The sequence below is a fragment of the Streptomyces sp. NBC_01334 genome (genome assembly GCF_035983595.1).
GTDB classification, from domain to species: Bacteria; Actinomycetota; Actinomycetes; order Streptomycetales; family Streptomycetaceae; genus Streptomyces; species Streptomyces coriariae.
Genome location: NZ_CP130718.1, coordinates 551,327 through 565,697, shown reverse-complemented (window position 1 = coordinate 565,697; position 14,371 = coordinate 551,327). Strand labels below are relative to the sequence as shown.

Below are 14,371 nucleotides of genomic sequence, written 5' to 3'. Positions count from 1 at the left end.
GATCGCGCCGTGCGGAACACGGCGACGCTCATCGGAGGCATCCACATGCTGCGCGGCAAGGGCATCCACTACGACACCGGCACCTTCCCCGACGGCGACACCTCGCGTCCCGCCTTCGACCCCCGGGACGCCGAACGGGACATGCGGGTCATCGCGCAGGACCTGCACTGCACCGCGGTCCGCATCACCGGCGGTGACCCCCACCGGATCGAGACCACGGCGCGCCACGCGGCGGACGTCGGTCCGGAAGTCTGGTTCTCGCCGTTCCCCTGCGAACTGTCGAACGCCGAGATGCCGCCGCTGTTCACCGACTTGCCCTAGAACAGCGCGCCGTGGTTCTGCCAGCCGGAGGCGAGGGTGTAGGTGGCGCTGAAAGTGCCGTCGCCCCAGCCCTTGTTGCGCAGCAGTCTGCCGTCGGTGGTACGGGAGACCAGGTCGGGGAAACCGTCGCCGGTGACATCGCCGACCGCGACGATCGCGTTGCGGTCGACGCCCCAGTCCCGGAACACCAGCGTCCGCGGCTTGAAGCCGCCGGCGCCGTTGCCGTCGTAACGCCACAGCTCGCCGCCGGCGTCCCGCGCGACGAGGTCGCCGATGCCGTCGCCGGTCACGTCGGCGGCGCCGACGACGGTGTAGCCCTTCCACCCGGTACCGACACGCACACCCGGGTCCAGAGTGCCGTGGGCGTTGGACTTGTACAGGTAGAGGTAGCCGGTCGTGGTCTGGCGGGCCAGCAGGTCGGGGTGGTGGTCACCGGTGAAGTCGTCGGCGGCGACGACGGTGTCGAAGCCGTTCCAGCCGGAACCGACCAGCGTGCGCTCGGCGTCGGGCAGGAAGACGCCGGTGCAGCCGCCGGAGTGCCGGTACAGCTTGCCGTCGGTGGTCCTGCTGAGCATGTCGGAGCAGCCGTCGCCGGTCATGTCGCCGACGGGGACGAAGCGCGTGCCGGGGCTCCAGCCCGACCAGCCCCGGGAGTCGGTCAGCCTGCCGTCGGCGAACCGGTGGGCTTCGAGCAGGCCGGCGCTGGTCATCGTGTACAGCTCGCCGTAGCCGTCGGTGTCGGCGTCGTGGAAGGCGGACCGGCCACCGGAAAGCAGGAAACTCCCGGTCGGGAGGGTGCGGACGGCGCCGCCGTCGCCCGGGTCCACCGTCATGGTCCAGTGGTAGCGGCCGCTCACCGCCTTCGCGCCCGCGTCGTCCTTGCCGTCCCAGGAGGCGCGGACGGCGGCGCCCTCGTGGGAGCTGCCGGTGAGGGTGCGGACGGTGGCGCCGTACGCGTCCTTGATGGTGAGCTTCCAGGACGCGGGCGGGCGGGTGAACCGCCAGGTGCTCTCCCACAGGCGGTCGCTCGCCTGGCGCAGGTCCACCGTGGAGTCGGCGCGCCAGTCGAACAGGCTGATCCGTGACCGCGGCACCGTCACCGGCCGGATGTGGATCAGCTGCTCTCCGTCGACGTAGGCCACATGGCCGCCGTACCGGTCGACGGTGAGCATGCCGACCCAGGCCCCCTCGGGGGCCGTGAAGAACGGCGAGGTGGCGGCAGGGTGGCCCCCGCCGAGGTGGAAGTCGGTCAGCGTCACCGTCCGCCCGTCCCCGGACTGCTGGACCAGATAGCCGTCGCCGACCTTGGCGGGCAGCGCACCGGGGACGGGGATGTTCTTGCCGGTGCTGTTGTCCCACACCCCGGCCTTGCCGGACGCGGAGCAGCGCCAGTACAGCCACCGCCCCACCGCCTGCAGGTCGTCGGGGACGCAGCCGGAGCCGAGCGCCAGGTTCGCCGTGCTTGCCTTGGTGACCAGGTCGTACGAGTTGACCGTGCCGACGGTGCTGCCCGGCTTCCAGATCTTCGTGCCCCAGATGGATACCGCGGTCACCGAGCGGGTGTGGACCTGCCCCGGGTAGGACACGCCCGGGGCGAAGGAGCCGATGCGCTGCACGCCCTCGTCGTCGACCGCGACATACGAACCGCCGGCCGCCACCACATGGTCGGGTGACTCCCAGTCGAACGTGCCGAGCCCGAGCTCGCTCCTGGGCGCCCCGCCGCCCAGGGCTTCCTGGCCCCCGAACGGCGTCATGAAGCCGACCCGGCCGTCGCCGAGCGCCCACAGCTTGGAGTAGAACCCGCTGCAGGTGTACTCCGCGGGGTCGACGCCCTCGCACGGGTAGTTCGTCCAGACCTGGGGTGCCGCGAGCTGCCGGGGCCCCGGCTGGGGGGCGCCGACGGCCGGGAGGTCGAACTCCCACAGCCCGCGCGCGGTCTCGGGGTCGGCCGTCCCCAGCACGCTGAGCTTGCCACCGCCCAGCGCGAGGGTCTCGACATAGGCCTTGAGGTCGCCCCTGGTGCCGAGCGGGATCACTATCTCGTCGTCGGCGGCCGGCGCGGCCGTTGCCGGCGCCGGGGAGAGACCGAGGCCACTGACCGCCAGTACGACGGCGGTCCCGATCGTGAGCGAGGTGTGTCTGATCGCGCGAGTGGTCATGTTCAGCCCCCTGGTTGACGAGGAGTCCCGCCGTCGTCTTGGAAGCTATGACCCTCAGGGCACCTCGCGGGTTGTACGGAACTGAATGACGGTCAGTCGCTCGGCCGGGCCCCGTCGACGTCGCGTCTGTCGGTGCCGGGTGCACCCCGGCCCGGGCAGGCGACCTCAACCCCTGACGGCCTCCGCGATCTGCAAGGCGGCCTGAGCGGGCGTGAGATGTGTGGTGTCGACGACCTCGGCCTCACCGTGCAGCCATGTGCGGGCCGCTTCGGCGTAGGGCTCGAGGTAATTCAGGCGGAACGGGGAGGGGCCGAGAACAGTGTCCCCCTCGATGCGCCCACGGAGGGTCTCCTGGTCGGCGTGGAGGACGAAGTGCCTGACCGGAATGGCGTGTTGGGCGAGACCCGTGCTGATCTCGCGCCAGTACTGCTCGACCAGGACAGTCATGGGCATCACCAGAGTGCCGCCGGCGTAGTCGAGCACGCGGCGGGCGGTCTCGACGACGAGCGGCCGCCACGGCGGCCAGTGCTGGAAGTTGTCCGTCCCCGGCCCGGGCAGCCCCGGTGTGATGTCCATGAGTGTCTCACCGACCTTCTCGGCGTCCAACACCCTTGAATCCGGAATCAGTTGCTGCACGAGTGCACTGGTCGTCGTCTTGCCTGCGCCGTGGGTGCCATTGAGCCATACGATCATGGGACCCAACGCTAGCGCCGGGCGGTCCGAGGGAACGGGCACGGCGGAGATCCGGCACGGTTCGGCGCTTCCCGGTGGTGGCGAGCGTCGAGATTCAGGCACGCGACGCGGTGCGGGGACGTTCACGGGGGAGAGGGGGCGCGGGTGGAGCTGTCGTCGGAGGCGAAGGCGTTCGAGGAGTCGGTGCGGCAGGGCGTGGATCCTCGGGCCGCCGTGGTCTCCATCTGCGTCGGCCTGGGCATCCCGCCCGCGGAGGCGGAGAGGCGGGTGCGTGACGCGGAGCCCCTCTTCGCCGATCTCGGACCGGAGGAGGAAGAGGCGCTGGCCCTTTTCCTCGACCTGTCGTTCGTCTTCGTCGTCGACCGCCGACCCGACGCGCGCGAGGAGGAGATCCGCGACCTGCTCGGCAGGGCGGTCGGTGCCATGGGCGCCGTCCGCAGCGGGCTCGGCCACAGTCTGCACCGGTGGCTTCGGACCGGAGAGCTGACCCGGTCCTACCTTGCCCTGGCCGGGGGGAACCAGGTCAAGGCCACCGGCGATCCCTCCGCCTACTGGTCCGCTCTCGTCGCCGCAGGGGAGCTGCTCCCGGTCGGACGGGACGGCGGCGAACAGGCAGGCATCGAGGCGGCGCGAGCGCACTGCCGACGCATGGCTGCGCAGCACTCCGCCGCACCGTGACCCGTCGGACCCGGAGAGTGAGGAGGGTGCCTCGCCGAACCCGCCGCCATGCCCGGATACGTGCGACATAACGGACACTGGACAGCAGGAGAGGGGAGGCCGACCGTGCTGACCGTAGTCCGTGAGCGGCTGGGCCGCGCCCTGTTCCGCCGCGTCGCCGGGCCCGACGGACCGGCGACGCGTGCCCGCATCCACCAGACTCCAGGCCCACGCTGGTTCGAGCCGGACCGCCCGATCCGCGTGGTCCACGGTGACGCCTCGATGTTCATCGGTGGGCTGAGCGCGCTGCTGTTGCAGTCCCTGCACCCGCTCGCCATGGCGGCGGTGGCCGGGCACTCCGGATACCGCGGCGACCCCTGGGGCCGACTGCAGCGCACCAGCACCTTCCTGGCCGTCACGACCTACGGCACGGCCGCGGACGCTCAGCGGGCGGTCGACATCGTCCGCCACATCCATGAGGGGATCCGTGGGACCACGGCCGAGGGTGTGCCGTACCACGCGGCCGACCCGCACCTGCTCGGCTGGGTGCACGCAGCCGAGACGGACAGCTTCCTGCGCGCCCACGAACGCTTCGGCGCCCACCCGCTGGACGCCGCCGGGTACGACGGCTACGTCGCCGACACCGCGCGGGTCGCCGAGGCGCTGGGGGTGAGCGACCCGCCGCGCGACCGACGCGAGCTGTGCGAGCGGCTGACCGCCTACCGGCACGAACTTCGGACCACGTCCGAGGCCCGCGCCGCCGCCCGCTTCCTGCTGTTCCGGCCGCCCCTGCCCCTTGCGGTACGGCCCTTCTACGGCGGGCTGGCCGCGAACGCCGTCGTGCTGCTCCCGCCCTGGGCCCGAGGCATGCTGTGGCTCCCCCGGGTGCCGGTCGTCGAGGCTCTCGCCGTACGCCCCACCGGACAGGCCCTGACCCGGACCATCCGCTGGGTCATGACCCCACCGCGCGAGTCCCGCCCGACGTGATCGCGCGCCGTCCCGTGTCTCGGTCGGCCGCGTGCGGATGGGTTTCGTGGAGCCAGCGAGCGCTCGGCAGCCGGAGCTATCGCCGACGCGAGTGATCCTCGTTGGTGCCGGTGAGGTGAGGTTGTTCGGTGGCCGCCCAGGTGGCGAGGAGCCGCAGGGCGTCGTGGTCGGGTGTGCCGGGGGCGCTGCTGTAGGCGGTGAGGGTCAGGCCGGGCTGGGCGGGCAGTTCCATGGCGTCGAAGTCGAGGGTGATCTCGCCGACGGTGGGGTGGCGGAAGGACTTGCGGCCCGTGTGGTGCAGGCGCACGTTGTGTTTGGCCCAGGCGGTGCGGAACTCCTCGCTGCGGGTGACGAGTTCGCCGACCAGTCCGGTCAGGTCGCTGTCGTGCGGGGCCCGCCCGGCTTCGGTGCGCAGCAGGGCGACGGTGGTGTTCACGGACCCCTCCCAGTCAGGGAAGAAGGCGCGGCCGCCCGGATCGAGGAACTGAAAGCGGGCGATGTTGACCGGCCGCACGGCGTCCTGGGTGAACAACGGGGAGTACAGGGCGCGGCCGAGGGCGTTGACGGCGAGGATGTCCAAGCGGCCGTTGCGGATGAAGGCCGGGGAGTCGGTCATGGAGTTCAGGACGCGCAGGACGCTGTCCGGGAGCGGGCCGCGGGCCCGCCTGACACGACGGGCAGGACGCTTGGCGGCGGCGCGGGCCAGGTCGTAGAGATGCGCACGCTCGGCGTCGTCCAGCTGGAGGGCGTTCGCCACGGCGTCCAGGACTTCCTCCGAGGCGCCGGCGAGGTGGCCGCGCTCCAGGCGGACGTAGTAGTCGATGCTGACGCCCGCGAGCAGGGCGACTTCCTCGCGGCGCAGGCCCGGTACGCGCCGATTGCCGCCGTAGGCGGGCAGGCCGGCCTGCTGCGGGGTGATCTTGGCGCGGCGGGAGGCCAGGAAGGCGCGGATGTCGCTCTCGGTGCTCACACACTCCAGGCTAGGCCGGGCGGTACCCCTGTGGGGGGCCCTGTCAGTACCGGTAACGGCAGACCCTTCTCCACCTCCTTGAGCTCAGGTTTGCTCGTGTCCTGGCAGTGGTCGGGGCTCCGGTACCCGCTGGGACACGGGTTCCGGCCGCTGCGCGACGGCCGTCCCGGCCGGACAGTGGATGTGACCGTTTCACCCGGTTTCGAGCTAGGAGTCCTTCGTATGCCCAAGCAGTCCGCACCCCAGGAGCTGGCCGGGATCGCACCGAAGCTTGCCGAGGTCACCGACGAGGTCCTGTTCGGTGATGTCTGGGAGCGTCCCGGGTTGTCACCGCGCGACCGCAGCCTGGTGACCGTGAGCGTGCTGGCCGCTCTCTACCGCACCGAGCAGCTCGGCTACCACCTGGGTGTGGCCCTGGACAACGGGCTGAGCGTCGAGGAACTGTCCGAGGCGATCACGCACCTGGCCTTCTACGCGGGCTGGCCCAACGCCATGACCGCGATCACCCGGCTCAAGGAGATCGCGGACGAGCGAAGCGCCTGAACCGCACGACAGAGTGGCGTGGCCACCGTCCCGGCACCGCCGCGCCCGAATCCCTTCGATCAAGGACCCGAGCCATGGAACACATCACCGAGACCCCCACCCTCAAGGCCCCGGCCGAGCGCTTCACCGGCGACGTCTACCTCAACATGATCTCGACTCCCGCCGAGCCGGCCCGCCTGGCCGCCGCTCTGGTGCGCTTCACCCCCGGAGCCCGCACCAACTGGCACGCGCACGCCCTGGGCCAGGTCCTGCACGTCACCGACGGTGTCGGCCTGGTGGGCACCCGTGACGGCAAGGTCGTCCGCGTCAGCGCCGGCGAGACCGTCCAGTGTCCGGCTGCCGAGGAGCACTGGCACGGCGCCACCGACACCACCCTCATGGCCCACCTCGCCCTGGTGGTCGGTGACGGCACAGGCGACGGCACCACCTGGCTGGAGCCGGTCACCGACGACCAGTACGCGGCGGCCCTCGCCACGGTCGCCGGCTGACGGCCGCACGCCGCGAAACCAGCGACCGATGAGGCATGTGCGCGGCGGTCACGTCGGCTCTGTCGGTGGAGGACTGCGCCCGCTCGGTCTCCTGCGCAGGAGACCGACCGGGCGCGATGTCGAATGAAGGGTCAGCGGCGGTCGGACGTCTCGCGGCCGACCCGGTACAACTCCTGCGAGGTGACGATCAGTTCCCGGCGCTCCTTCTTCGATCCCACCATCGGCTGGGAGCCGTTGAGGGACACCTGGGCGCTCTCGGGCAGGAAGCGGACCGTGAACAGCCCGATGGCACCGGCGGCCATGAGGTAGTACGCGGGCACCATGTCGTTGCCGGTGAGGCTCACCAGCGCCTCCGTGACCAGGGGCGTGGTACCGCCGAACGCGGCCACCGCGAAGTTGAAGCCGATGCCCATGGCCGCGTAGCGGACGGCCGTCGGGAACAGCGCGGGCAGCGTCGCGGCGCTCGGCGCGGCGAAGCACGCCAGCAGGGTGGACAGGATCAGCACACCGCAGACCGGCAGCCAGGTTCCGTCCATCTTGATCAACAGGAAGGAGGGAACGGCGAGCAGGATCATTCCCGCGGCCGCGAAGCCGTAGAGGGGGCGTCGGCCGACGTGGTCGCTGAGCCGGCCGAGGAAGGTGATCAGCACCACGATCCACACCATGCCGACGAGCACGAGGACGTCCGCCGAACTGCTGGAGCGGCCGAGCGTCTCCGTCTGATAGGTGGGCAGGAACCCCGTGACCATGTAGTTGGTGACGTTGTAGAGCAGTACCAGTCCCATGCAGATGAGCAGGGCTCGCCAGTGGTCCTTGACGATGGTCCTGAACTCGGTGCCCGCCGATTCCTTGGCGAGGCTCTCCTCGTGTTCGTCGAGCTGCTGCTGGAACGCGGGCGACTCCTCGAGCTTGAGACGCATGTAGAGGCCGATCGCGCCGAGCGGGCCCGCGATGAGGAACGGGATCCGCCAGCCCCACGAGAGCATCTCAGCGTCGCTGAGGGCGAGATTGAGCGTGGTGACCAGGGCGGAGCCCAGCGCGTAGCCGACGAAGGTGCCGAAGTCGAGCCAGCTGGAGAGGAAGCCGCGACGACGGTCGGGTGAGTACTCGGCGACGAAGGTCGTGGCGCCCCCGTACTCGCCGCCGGTGGAGAAGCCCTGCACCATGCGGGCGAGCAACAACAGGATCGGGGCGGCGATGCCGATCGTGGCGTAACTGGGGATGAGACCGATGGCGAACGTGCCGGCCGCCATCATGATCATGGTGGTGGCGAGTACCTTCTGCCGGCCGAGGCGGTCCCCGAGCGGCCCGAAGACGAGGCCGCCGAGCGGGCGTACGACGAACGCGGCCGCGAAGGTGGCGAAGGACGAGATCACCTGGGCGGCGGGTGACGCTCCGGGGAAGAAGACCTTGCCGAGGGTGGCGGCGAGGTAGCTGTAGACGCCGAAGTCGAACCATTCCATGCAGTTCCCGAGTGCCGAGGCGCTGACCGCACGTCGGAGCAGCGGTGGTTCGACGACCTGGACGTCCTCGTCGCGGAAGGGGCGCTTGTTCCGCCTCAGCCTGCGTGTCAGGTCCTGGCGGACCTGTGCGGGCATGTCGGCGATGTCGGTCGGCCCGGACCGCGCTGGGTCGGGCTGCCCGTCGGTCAGTAGGTCAGCCACTGAAGTTCCTTACTCGTCTTGCGTGAGGTGACCTGGCTGCAGAGTGAGACACCAGGTGTTTGCTGTGCCGATAGTGGCTTCTGCCCTCATTCGCACAGCTCACGCAAGGACGACGGACACGCGGACCTCCCACGTTCGGCAGGGGGAGGGGGGCGGCGCAGACCTCCCCAGGCAGAGCCGCCCCCCGGCATCACAGCTGCCAGACCCCGCATGCCCGCGAAACGGCCCTGCACACCTGCGTCTTGGACGGCGTGGAGCGGAGAGATGGACACCCCGCGCTCACGGCCGTTTCGGAGCGCGGATCATGAGCTGCCCAGGGCCAGACCCGAGCCCGTGAGCCGCACCCGGATGCCGTCCTTCTCCACGCGGACGTACCGCAGCCGCATGTCACCCGTCTTCGGCTCCGGCAGTTCGAAGGCGAGGGAGAGCCGGTCGGCGAGGGCCGGGCGGGTGAGCTGGGACAGGGCGTTGAGGAGGTCGGGGTCGAGACCCAGACCGCGGAGCACCTCGGGGTTGTCCAGGGCCAGATCGATGAGATTGAGCGTCTGGGCCTGGCGGGCGAAGCGCGGGGAGCCGGTCAGTTCGGCGAGCTTGCCGTCGTCGCTCAGGGCCTCGCGCACGGCCGCCTCGGGCACCCCCAGTCGTTGCACGACGGCCGGGACCGACAGCAGTGCCTTCGCCTTACGGGTCTCCCGGGCGACGTCGGCGGAGGCCTTCGGGGTGAGGTGCAGGCCGTCAGAGGCGCGCGTGCCGGGGCGGTAGGTGGCCAGGTCGCCGATGTCCAGGCGTATGCCGCCGATCTGCGTGCCGATGCCCCGCTCGCCCTGTCGCTGGATCGTGGCCTCGGCGCGCAGTCGTAGGTCGTGGCCGGCGACCGGCAGGATGCCGCGGGCCCTGACCCGGTCACGGCCGTGTCCGGTGAACATCACCTGGGACGCGCCGAGTTCGCGGTTGAGGTCGGCGAAGGACAGCAGGACGTCACCGTCGAGCCGGGGGACGTGGGCGCCGCGCACGGAGGTGAGCCCGTCGGCGTCCAGCCGGATGTCATGGGCCGTGGCCGACACCTTCGCCAGCGACACCCGGTCGGCGGACACGTCCGGCACGGTCACCCGTACCGAGTCCAGCCGCTTGTCGGCGAGTTGGGTGAGGAAGGGGAAGCCGCCGATGTCCACCTCGGGCGCCGCGGCCAGGTCCAACTGGTCCTTGAGGGTGTCCGCAGCCCGGTGTTCGGCGTACAGCAGTGCCCAGCGGTCGGCGAGGGTGACGAAGGCGGCGAGGACGACCAGACTCACCACCGCCTTCGCCGCGAGCGGCAGACCGGCGAAACGGCCTCGCCGGCGCCGGCCGCCGCGGCGGTGGACGGGCGGGGTCCACTCCGGCTCCCGTTCCGGCTCCCGCTCTGCCCATTGCTCGGCGGTGCCCTCGCCCAGGAACTCGTCCAGGGGACCGTCGTCGAGGGCGCCGAGCTCCTCGTAGGGATTGTGCGGCGCTTCGGAGCGGTCGCAGGGACGGGGATGCGGATCCGGATCTATGCGGTGGGGGGTGCGCATCGACTCATCCGAACATGCGCACCACCCCTGCCCGCAAGCTGAACCCCGGGTATGCGACTTAGTTCACGATAATGATCTCCGGTAATACAGTCCTCGCAGCAGATGTACGACGAGTGAAGAAGGGCCGATGCAGCACACGACAACGTCTGACGGGGTCCGTATCGCCTACCAGGTCCGGGGCGAGGGAGCGCCGCTCGTTCTGCTGGCGGGTCAGGCGAACAACCACCACTGGTGGGACGGGGTACGCGACGACTTCCACGCCGAACGCAGCACCGTCACGGTCGACTACCGCGGCACGGGGCGGAGCGACAAGCCCGACAGCCCCTACAGCACCGAGGTCTTCGCGCAGGACGTGATCGCGGTGCTCGACGAACTCGGCATCGACCGGGCCGACGTCTACGGCACGTCCATGGGGGGACGCGTAGGTCAGCAGCTCGCGGCCCGCCGTCCGGACCGTGTGCGCGCCCTGGTACTCGGCTGCACGTCACCCGGCGGCCCGCACGCCGTCGAACGCGACAACGACGTGCGCAGGTCGTTGGTACAGCCTCAACCCGGCGCGGCCCGACAGGCCTTGCTCGACCTGATGTACACCCCGGGCTGGCTGGCGACACACCCCGGCCCCCATCAGACGCTCGGCGATCCGGCCATGCCCCCGTACGCCCAACGTCGTCACCTGGTGGCCAGCAACCAGCACGACGCGTGGGACCTCCTGCCCGGCATCAGCGCACCCACTCTGGTCGTGCACGGCAGCGACGACCTGCTCAACCCCGCCGCCAACGCGCCGCTGCTCGCGAACCGCATTCCCGGTGCCCGGCTGCACATCATCCCCGGAGCGCGGCACGCCTATTTCGAGGAGTTCCGGGCCGTCGCGAGCCCGCTCGTCCTGGACTTCCTCACCACGGCGCCGCCCCGGTGACGGGAGACGAGCAGTCCCACGCGTGACGGTGCCCGCGACCGTGCCCGGACCAGGGGGCATGCACTGGAGAGGATCATCCGGATGCCAGGACCGACCGCAGGAAGCGCGAGCTGTCCCCGTGGGTAGGGCACGGACACTCGCTCAGGTGTACCGGCACTTCGGCGAGGTCGACGCCGCCGGGACATCACCGCTGTACGAGCGCGTCGCCGTCGCCCTGAGCGAGTCCGACGAGGCGCTGCGCGCCATCCGGACGGCACCGGCACGCAAGCGACACCCCATGCTGATCCTCGCCGCGCTGCACGACCTCGCCCTCGCCGGACGCGCCCCGGCGCTGGCCGCGGCCTACGCGTCGGCGGACGGCGACGCTGCCGCCGACGCGGCGATCGACACGCTGCTGCGCATGACCGACCCGGTCGTGGCGATCGCCGCGCGCCGGAAGACACCGACCGGGACCGAGGAGACCGGACGCTCCGCGGTGCTGTATCCGGCCATTGCCGAGGCGGCACGCCGGGTAGGCGCCCATGCGGTGGGGCTGATCGACGTGGGCTGCTCGGCTGGGCTCAATCTCCAGGTCGATCGCGTCGGTATCACGTACGGCAACGGACAGGCGCTGGGCGATCCGTCGTCCCCCGTCCAGCTGTCGTCGTCGGTCGTGGGAGACCGGCCCCTCCCGACACGGGTGATGCCCGAGGTCGTGGCCCGAGTCGGCGTCGACCTCGATCCGGTCGACGTGACGGACGCGGAGGACGCCCGATGGCTGCGCGCCTGCCTCTGGCCCGATCGGCTGGAGCGGGCAGCGAGGCTCGAAGCCGAGATGGCGTTGGCGGCGACAGCCCCTCCGCTGCTGCTGCGGGGCGACCCCGTCGAGGTGCTGCCCGACGCCTTCGCCCGGGTGCCCGCGGACGTCCTTCCTGTCGTCACCACGACGTGGGCCCTGTCGCGCTTCCGGGTCGAGAGCCGGCTGCGCTTCCTGCACCGCCTCGACGAAGCGGCGGCCGGCCGGGCGGTGGCGTGGGTGTCAGCGGAGGGGGTCGGAGTCGCGCCGACGGTACCGACCCTCGGCGACCGCCGCGCCTCTGGCCACAGCATCATCGGCCTGGTCGTCTTCGACCGCTCGGCCGCGCGCTCCGAGGCCCTTGGCCGCTGCTGGTCGCGGGGCCGCTTGCTGGCGTGGCTGGCAGATTCCTAGCGCTCTGACCGCATACCGCACCCGCAGCGACTGCCGGGAGCTGGGCAGGTACGAGAGCCTCGGGACGGAAGCCGCGCTGGGAAACCCGGCCGGCCGGGACAGCGCAGCCCTGGCCCGGGCGCAGGACCTCCAAAGCCGTGACGCCGTCGCCGACCGCATGGCATCGACCACCACCCGGTGGCTGCCGCTGTACGGCCTCGGGGCGACCGTGCTGGTGGGGTTGGGCGCGTCGACCTACGACCGTGCCCGGGACCGGGCCCGGAGGGATGCGGACTCGGCGACCCCGGGCCCTCGTCGGCGGGGTTGAGCAGATCGAAACGCCGACGGGCGACGACGTCCGCAGCGCGCATTGCCCGGCACAACCGTGGAAGAAGGGCCCCATGACTTCACTCACGGAACAGCAGCACGTGGCCGACTTCTACGACTTCGAGTCCGCTCTCACGGAGGAGGAGCGCAAGGTCCTGCTCAGGACAAGGTCGTTCATGCGTGACGAGGTCCAGCCGCTGGTGGCCGAGCACTGGGCCGACGGCACCTTCCCCATGGAGCTGATCAGTCGTTTCCGCGAGAGTGGACTGGTCGGACTGTCGTACGAGGGCTATGGCGACCACGGCCCCGCGGCCAGCCATCTGCTGACCGGGATGATGGCGATGGAGATGAGCCGTGTCGACGCTTCGGTCGCCACCTTCTTCGGCGTCCACAACGGACTCGCCATGTACGCGATCCACGCGGGCGGCGACCAGGCCCAGCGCGACCGCTGGCTGCCCGCCATGGCGAGGATGGACACCATCGGGGCGTTCGCCCTCACGGAGCCGCTCGACGGTTCCGACATCGCGGCCGGCATGCACACCACCGCCCGGCGGGACGGCGGCACCTGGGTGCTCAACGGCGCCAAGCGCTGGATCGGCAACGCCACCTTCGCCGACCACATCGTCGTCTGGGCCCGCGATGTCGATGACGACCAGGTCAAGGGCTTCGTCGTCGACAAGGGCACGCCCGGCTTCACGGCGGAGAAGATCGCCCACAAGACGTCGTTGCGCATCGTCGAGAACGCGGACGTCACCCTCACCGACGTCCGGGTGCCGGAAAGCGATCGGCTTCAGAACGCGTCCTCCTTCCGTGACGTCGCGGAAGTCCTGCGCGCCACGCGCAGCGGGGTCGCCTGGCAGGCCCTCGGTGTCATGATCGGCGCGTACGAGCTGGCCCTGCGCTACGCCACGCAGAGGCAGCAGTTCGGCCGTCCGCTCGCGGGTTTCCAGCTCGTGCAGGACCTCCTGGTGAAGAGCCTGGGCAACATCACCTCGAGCTGGGGCATGCTGCATCGGCTCGCCGGGCTGCAGGACGCCGGGGTGTTCCGGGACGAGCATTCGTCCCTGGCCAAGGCCCACGTCACCGCCCGTATGCGCGAGGTCGTGGCCTGGTCCCGGGAGATCTTCGGGGGCAACGGCATCGTCCTGGAGTACGACGTGGCACGGTTCTTCGCTGATGCGGAGGCCATCTACTCGTTCGAAGGCACCAGGGAGATGAACACGCTGATCGTCGGGAAGGCGATCACCGGGCAGAGCGCCTTCGTGTGATCGGCCGGAGGAGTGGCGCCGAGCACGCGTCGGCGCGCGGATCAATGAAGACGGCCGACCGGGGTACTCGGTTGTGCCCAGGTTCCTCGTACGAAAGTGAAGCCCGTTCCCATGGCCGACATGCCTGACACGCCCGACACGCGAGACGTCGTTGCGCTCATTCTCCAGGATCACCGCAGAATGGAGGACCTCTTCCGTCTGATGCGCAGCGTCGAAGCCGACCGGGCAGCCGCCCTGCGGGAGTTCGCCGACCTGTTGATCGCGCACGCGCTGGCGGAAGAGACGAAGGTGTACCCCGCCCTCAAGCGCTTCAAGAAGATCGAGGACGAAGAGGTCGAGCACGGCGAGGAGGAGCACGAGGAGGGCAACAAGGCGCTCCTCGAGCTCCTGGAGGTCGACGAGGTCGGCTCCGAGGAGTGGGACGAGAAGCTGGAAGAGCTCGTGGAGGCCATCGCCCACCACACCGACGAGGAGGAGCGCACGATCCTCAACGGTGCCCGTGAGAATGTCGCCATGGAGCGACGGGAGGAGCTGGGCGAGGCGTTCCTGGAGGAGAGGGGGCGTCAGCTGAAGGCCGGCTGCGGCGCTGTGGACAACGTGCGCCGTATCGTCCGCTCCTGACCGTCTCGTCGCATGACCTCGGAATCCCGGCCGGCGAGC

The 14,371-nt window shown here is 70.7% G+C and carries 14 protein-coding genes; 9 read left to right on the top strand and 5 right to left on the bottom strand.

The window, feature by feature from the left end; genetic code table 11:
* The first annotated feature begins 9 nt into the window (after positions 1-9).
* Positions 10-321: a hypothetical protein gene (locus OG736_RS02595; protein ID WP_442816993.1), complete on the top strand. Its 312-nt coding sequence runs from the start codon at positions 10-12 to the stop codon at positions 319-321.
* Here OG736_RS02595 and OG736_RS02590 read toward each other — a convergent pair.
* The gene (locus tag OG736_RS02590) at positions 318-2,480 is read right to left on the bottom strand and encodes an FG-GAP-like repeat-containing protein (protein ID WP_327180925.1); all 2,163 of its coding nucleotides are present in this window, start codon (positions 2,478-2,480) and stop codon (positions 318-320) included. The two genes, OG736_RS02595 and OG736_RS02590, sit on opposite strands and share 4 nt — an antisense overlap.
* 165 nt (positions 2,481-2,645) lie before the next feature.
* Positions 2,646-3,173, bottom strand: a complete 528-nt coding sequence (locus tag OG736_RS02585) for an AAA family ATPase (protein WP_327180924.1) — start codon at positions 3,171-3,173, stop codon at positions 2,646-2,648.
* Positions 3,174-3,317: 144 nt separating this feature from the next.
* Here OG736_RS02585 and OG736_RS02580 point away from each other — a divergent pair, with 144 nt between their 5' ends.
* Both OG736_RS02580 and OG736_RS02575 read left to right on the top strand, forming a co-directional pair.
* Entirely contained in the window at positions 3,318-3,851 is a 534-nt protein-coding gene (locus OG736_RS02580; protein WP_327180923.1) for a hypothetical protein, read from the top strand.
* Positions 3,852-3,956: 105 nt separating this feature from the next.
* Positions 3,957-4,817, top strand: a complete 861-nt coding sequence (locus tag OG736_RS02575; RefSeq protein WP_327180922.1) for an oxygenase MpaB family protein — start codon at positions 3,957-3,959, stop codon at positions 4,815-4,817.
* 76 nt (positions 4,818-4,893) lie between these two features.
* On the opposite strand, the gene OG736_RS02570 is transcribed toward OG736_RS02575, so the two are convergent.
* Positions 4,894-5,787, bottom strand: coding sequence for a helix-turn-helix transcriptional regulator (locus tag OG736_RS02570; RefSeq protein WP_327180921.1), 894 nt, complete (start codon positions 5,785-5,787; stop codon positions 4,894-4,896).
* A 222-nt stretch (positions 5,788-6,009) separates the two neighbouring features.
* Between OG736_RS02570 and OG736_RS02565 the strand changes: the two genes are divergently transcribed.
* Both OG736_RS02565 and OG736_RS02560 read left to right on the top strand, forming a co-directional pair.
* Positions 6,010-6,330: a carboxymuconolactone decarboxylase family protein gene (locus OG736_RS02565; protein ID WP_327180920.1), complete on the top strand. Its 321-nt coding sequence runs from the start codon at positions 6,010-6,012 to the stop codon at positions 6,328-6,330.
* Between the two features lie 74 nt (positions 6,331-6,404).
* A complete protein-coding gene (locus tag OG736_RS02560) occupies positions 6,405-6,818 on the top strand; it encodes a (R)-mandelonitrile lyase (protein WP_327180919.1) in 414 nt (137 codons plus the stop codon).
* Positions 6,819-6,949: 131 nt separating this feature from the next.
* Here OG736_RS02560 and OG736_RS02555 read toward each other — a convergent pair whose 3' ends face one another.
* On the bottom strand, positions 6,950-8,416 hold the full coding sequence (locus tag OG736_RS02555; protein WP_327187494.1) for an MFS transporter: 1,467 nt from the start codon (positions 8,414-8,416) through the stop codon (positions 6,950-6,952).
* 368 nt (positions 8,417-8,784) lie between these two features.
* Positions 8,785-10,032, bottom strand: coding sequence for an LmeA family phospholipid-binding protein (locus tag OG736_RS02550; RefSeq protein WP_327180918.1), 1,248 nt, complete (start codon positions 10,030-10,032; stop codon positions 8,785-8,787).
* A 127-nt stretch (positions 10,033-10,159) separates the two neighbouring features.
* On the opposite strand from OG736_RS02550, the gene OG736_RS02545 reads away from it, so the two are divergent.
* The 4 genes from OG736_RS02545 (at position 10,160) to OG736_RS02530 (ending at position 14,332) form a co-directional block, all read left to right on the top strand.
* Entirely contained in the window at positions 10,160-10,948 is a 789-nt protein-coding gene (locus OG736_RS02545; protein ID WP_327180917.1) for an alpha/beta fold hydrolase, read from the top strand.
* A gap of 145 nt (positions 10,949-11,093) precedes the next feature.
* Positions 11,094-12,137, top strand: a complete 1,044-nt coding sequence (locus OG736_RS02540) for a DUF2332 domain-containing protein (protein ID WP_327180916.1) — start codon at positions 11,094-11,096, stop codon at positions 12,135-12,137.
* A 380-nt stretch (positions 12,138-12,517) separates the two neighbouring features.
* Positions 12,518-13,711, top strand: coding sequence for an acyl-CoA dehydrogenase family protein (locus tag OG736_RS02535; protein ID WP_327180915.1), 1,194 nt, complete (start codon positions 12,518-12,520; stop codon positions 13,709-13,711).
* Between the two features lie 120 nt (positions 13,712-13,831).
* Positions 13,832-14,332, top strand: coding sequence for a hemerythrin domain-containing protein (locus tag OG736_RS02530; protein WP_327180914.1), 501 nt, complete (start codon positions 13,832-13,834; stop codon positions 14,330-14,332).
* Positions 14,333-14,371: the final 39 nt, after the last annotated feature.

Excerpts from the sequence above, each read along its gene's own strand:
- OG736_RS02590 (WP_327180925.1), bottom strand. The coding sequence starts at position 2,480 with ATGACCACTCGCGCGATCAGACACACCTCGCTCACGATCGGGACCGCC.
- OG736_RS02585 (WP_327180924.1), bottom strand. The coding sequence starts at position 3,173 with ATGATCGTATGGCTCAATGGCACCCACGGCGCAGGCAAGACGACGACC.
- OG736_RS02565 (WP_327180920.1), top strand. The coding sequence starts at position 6,010 with ATGCCCAAGCAGTCCGCACCCCAGGAGCTGGCCGGGATCGCACCGAAG.
- OG736_RS02560 (WP_327180919.1), top strand. The coding sequence starts at position 6,405 with ATGGAACACATCACCGAGACCCCCACCCTCAAGGCCCCGGCCGAGCGC.
- OG736_RS02555 (WP_327187494.1), bottom strand. The coding sequence starts at position 8,416 with ATGCCCGCACAGGTCCGCCAGGACCTGACACGCAGGCTGAGGCGGAAC.
- OG736_RS02550 (WP_327180918.1), bottom strand. The coding sequence starts at position 10,032 with ATGCGCACCCCCCACCGCATAGATCCGGATCCGCATCCCCGTCCCTGC.
- OG736_RS02545 (WP_327180917.1), top strand. The coding sequence starts at position 10,160 with ATGCAGCACACGACAACGTCTGACGGGGTCCGTATCGCCTACCAGGTC.
- OG736_RS02535 (WP_327180915.1), top strand. The coding sequence starts at position 12,518 with ATGACTTCACTCACGGAACAGCAGCACGTGGCCGACTTCTACGACTTC.
- OG736_RS02530 (WP_327180914.1), top strand. The coding sequence starts at position 13,832 with ATGCCTGACACGCCCGACACGCGAGACGTCGTTGCGCTCATTCTCCAG.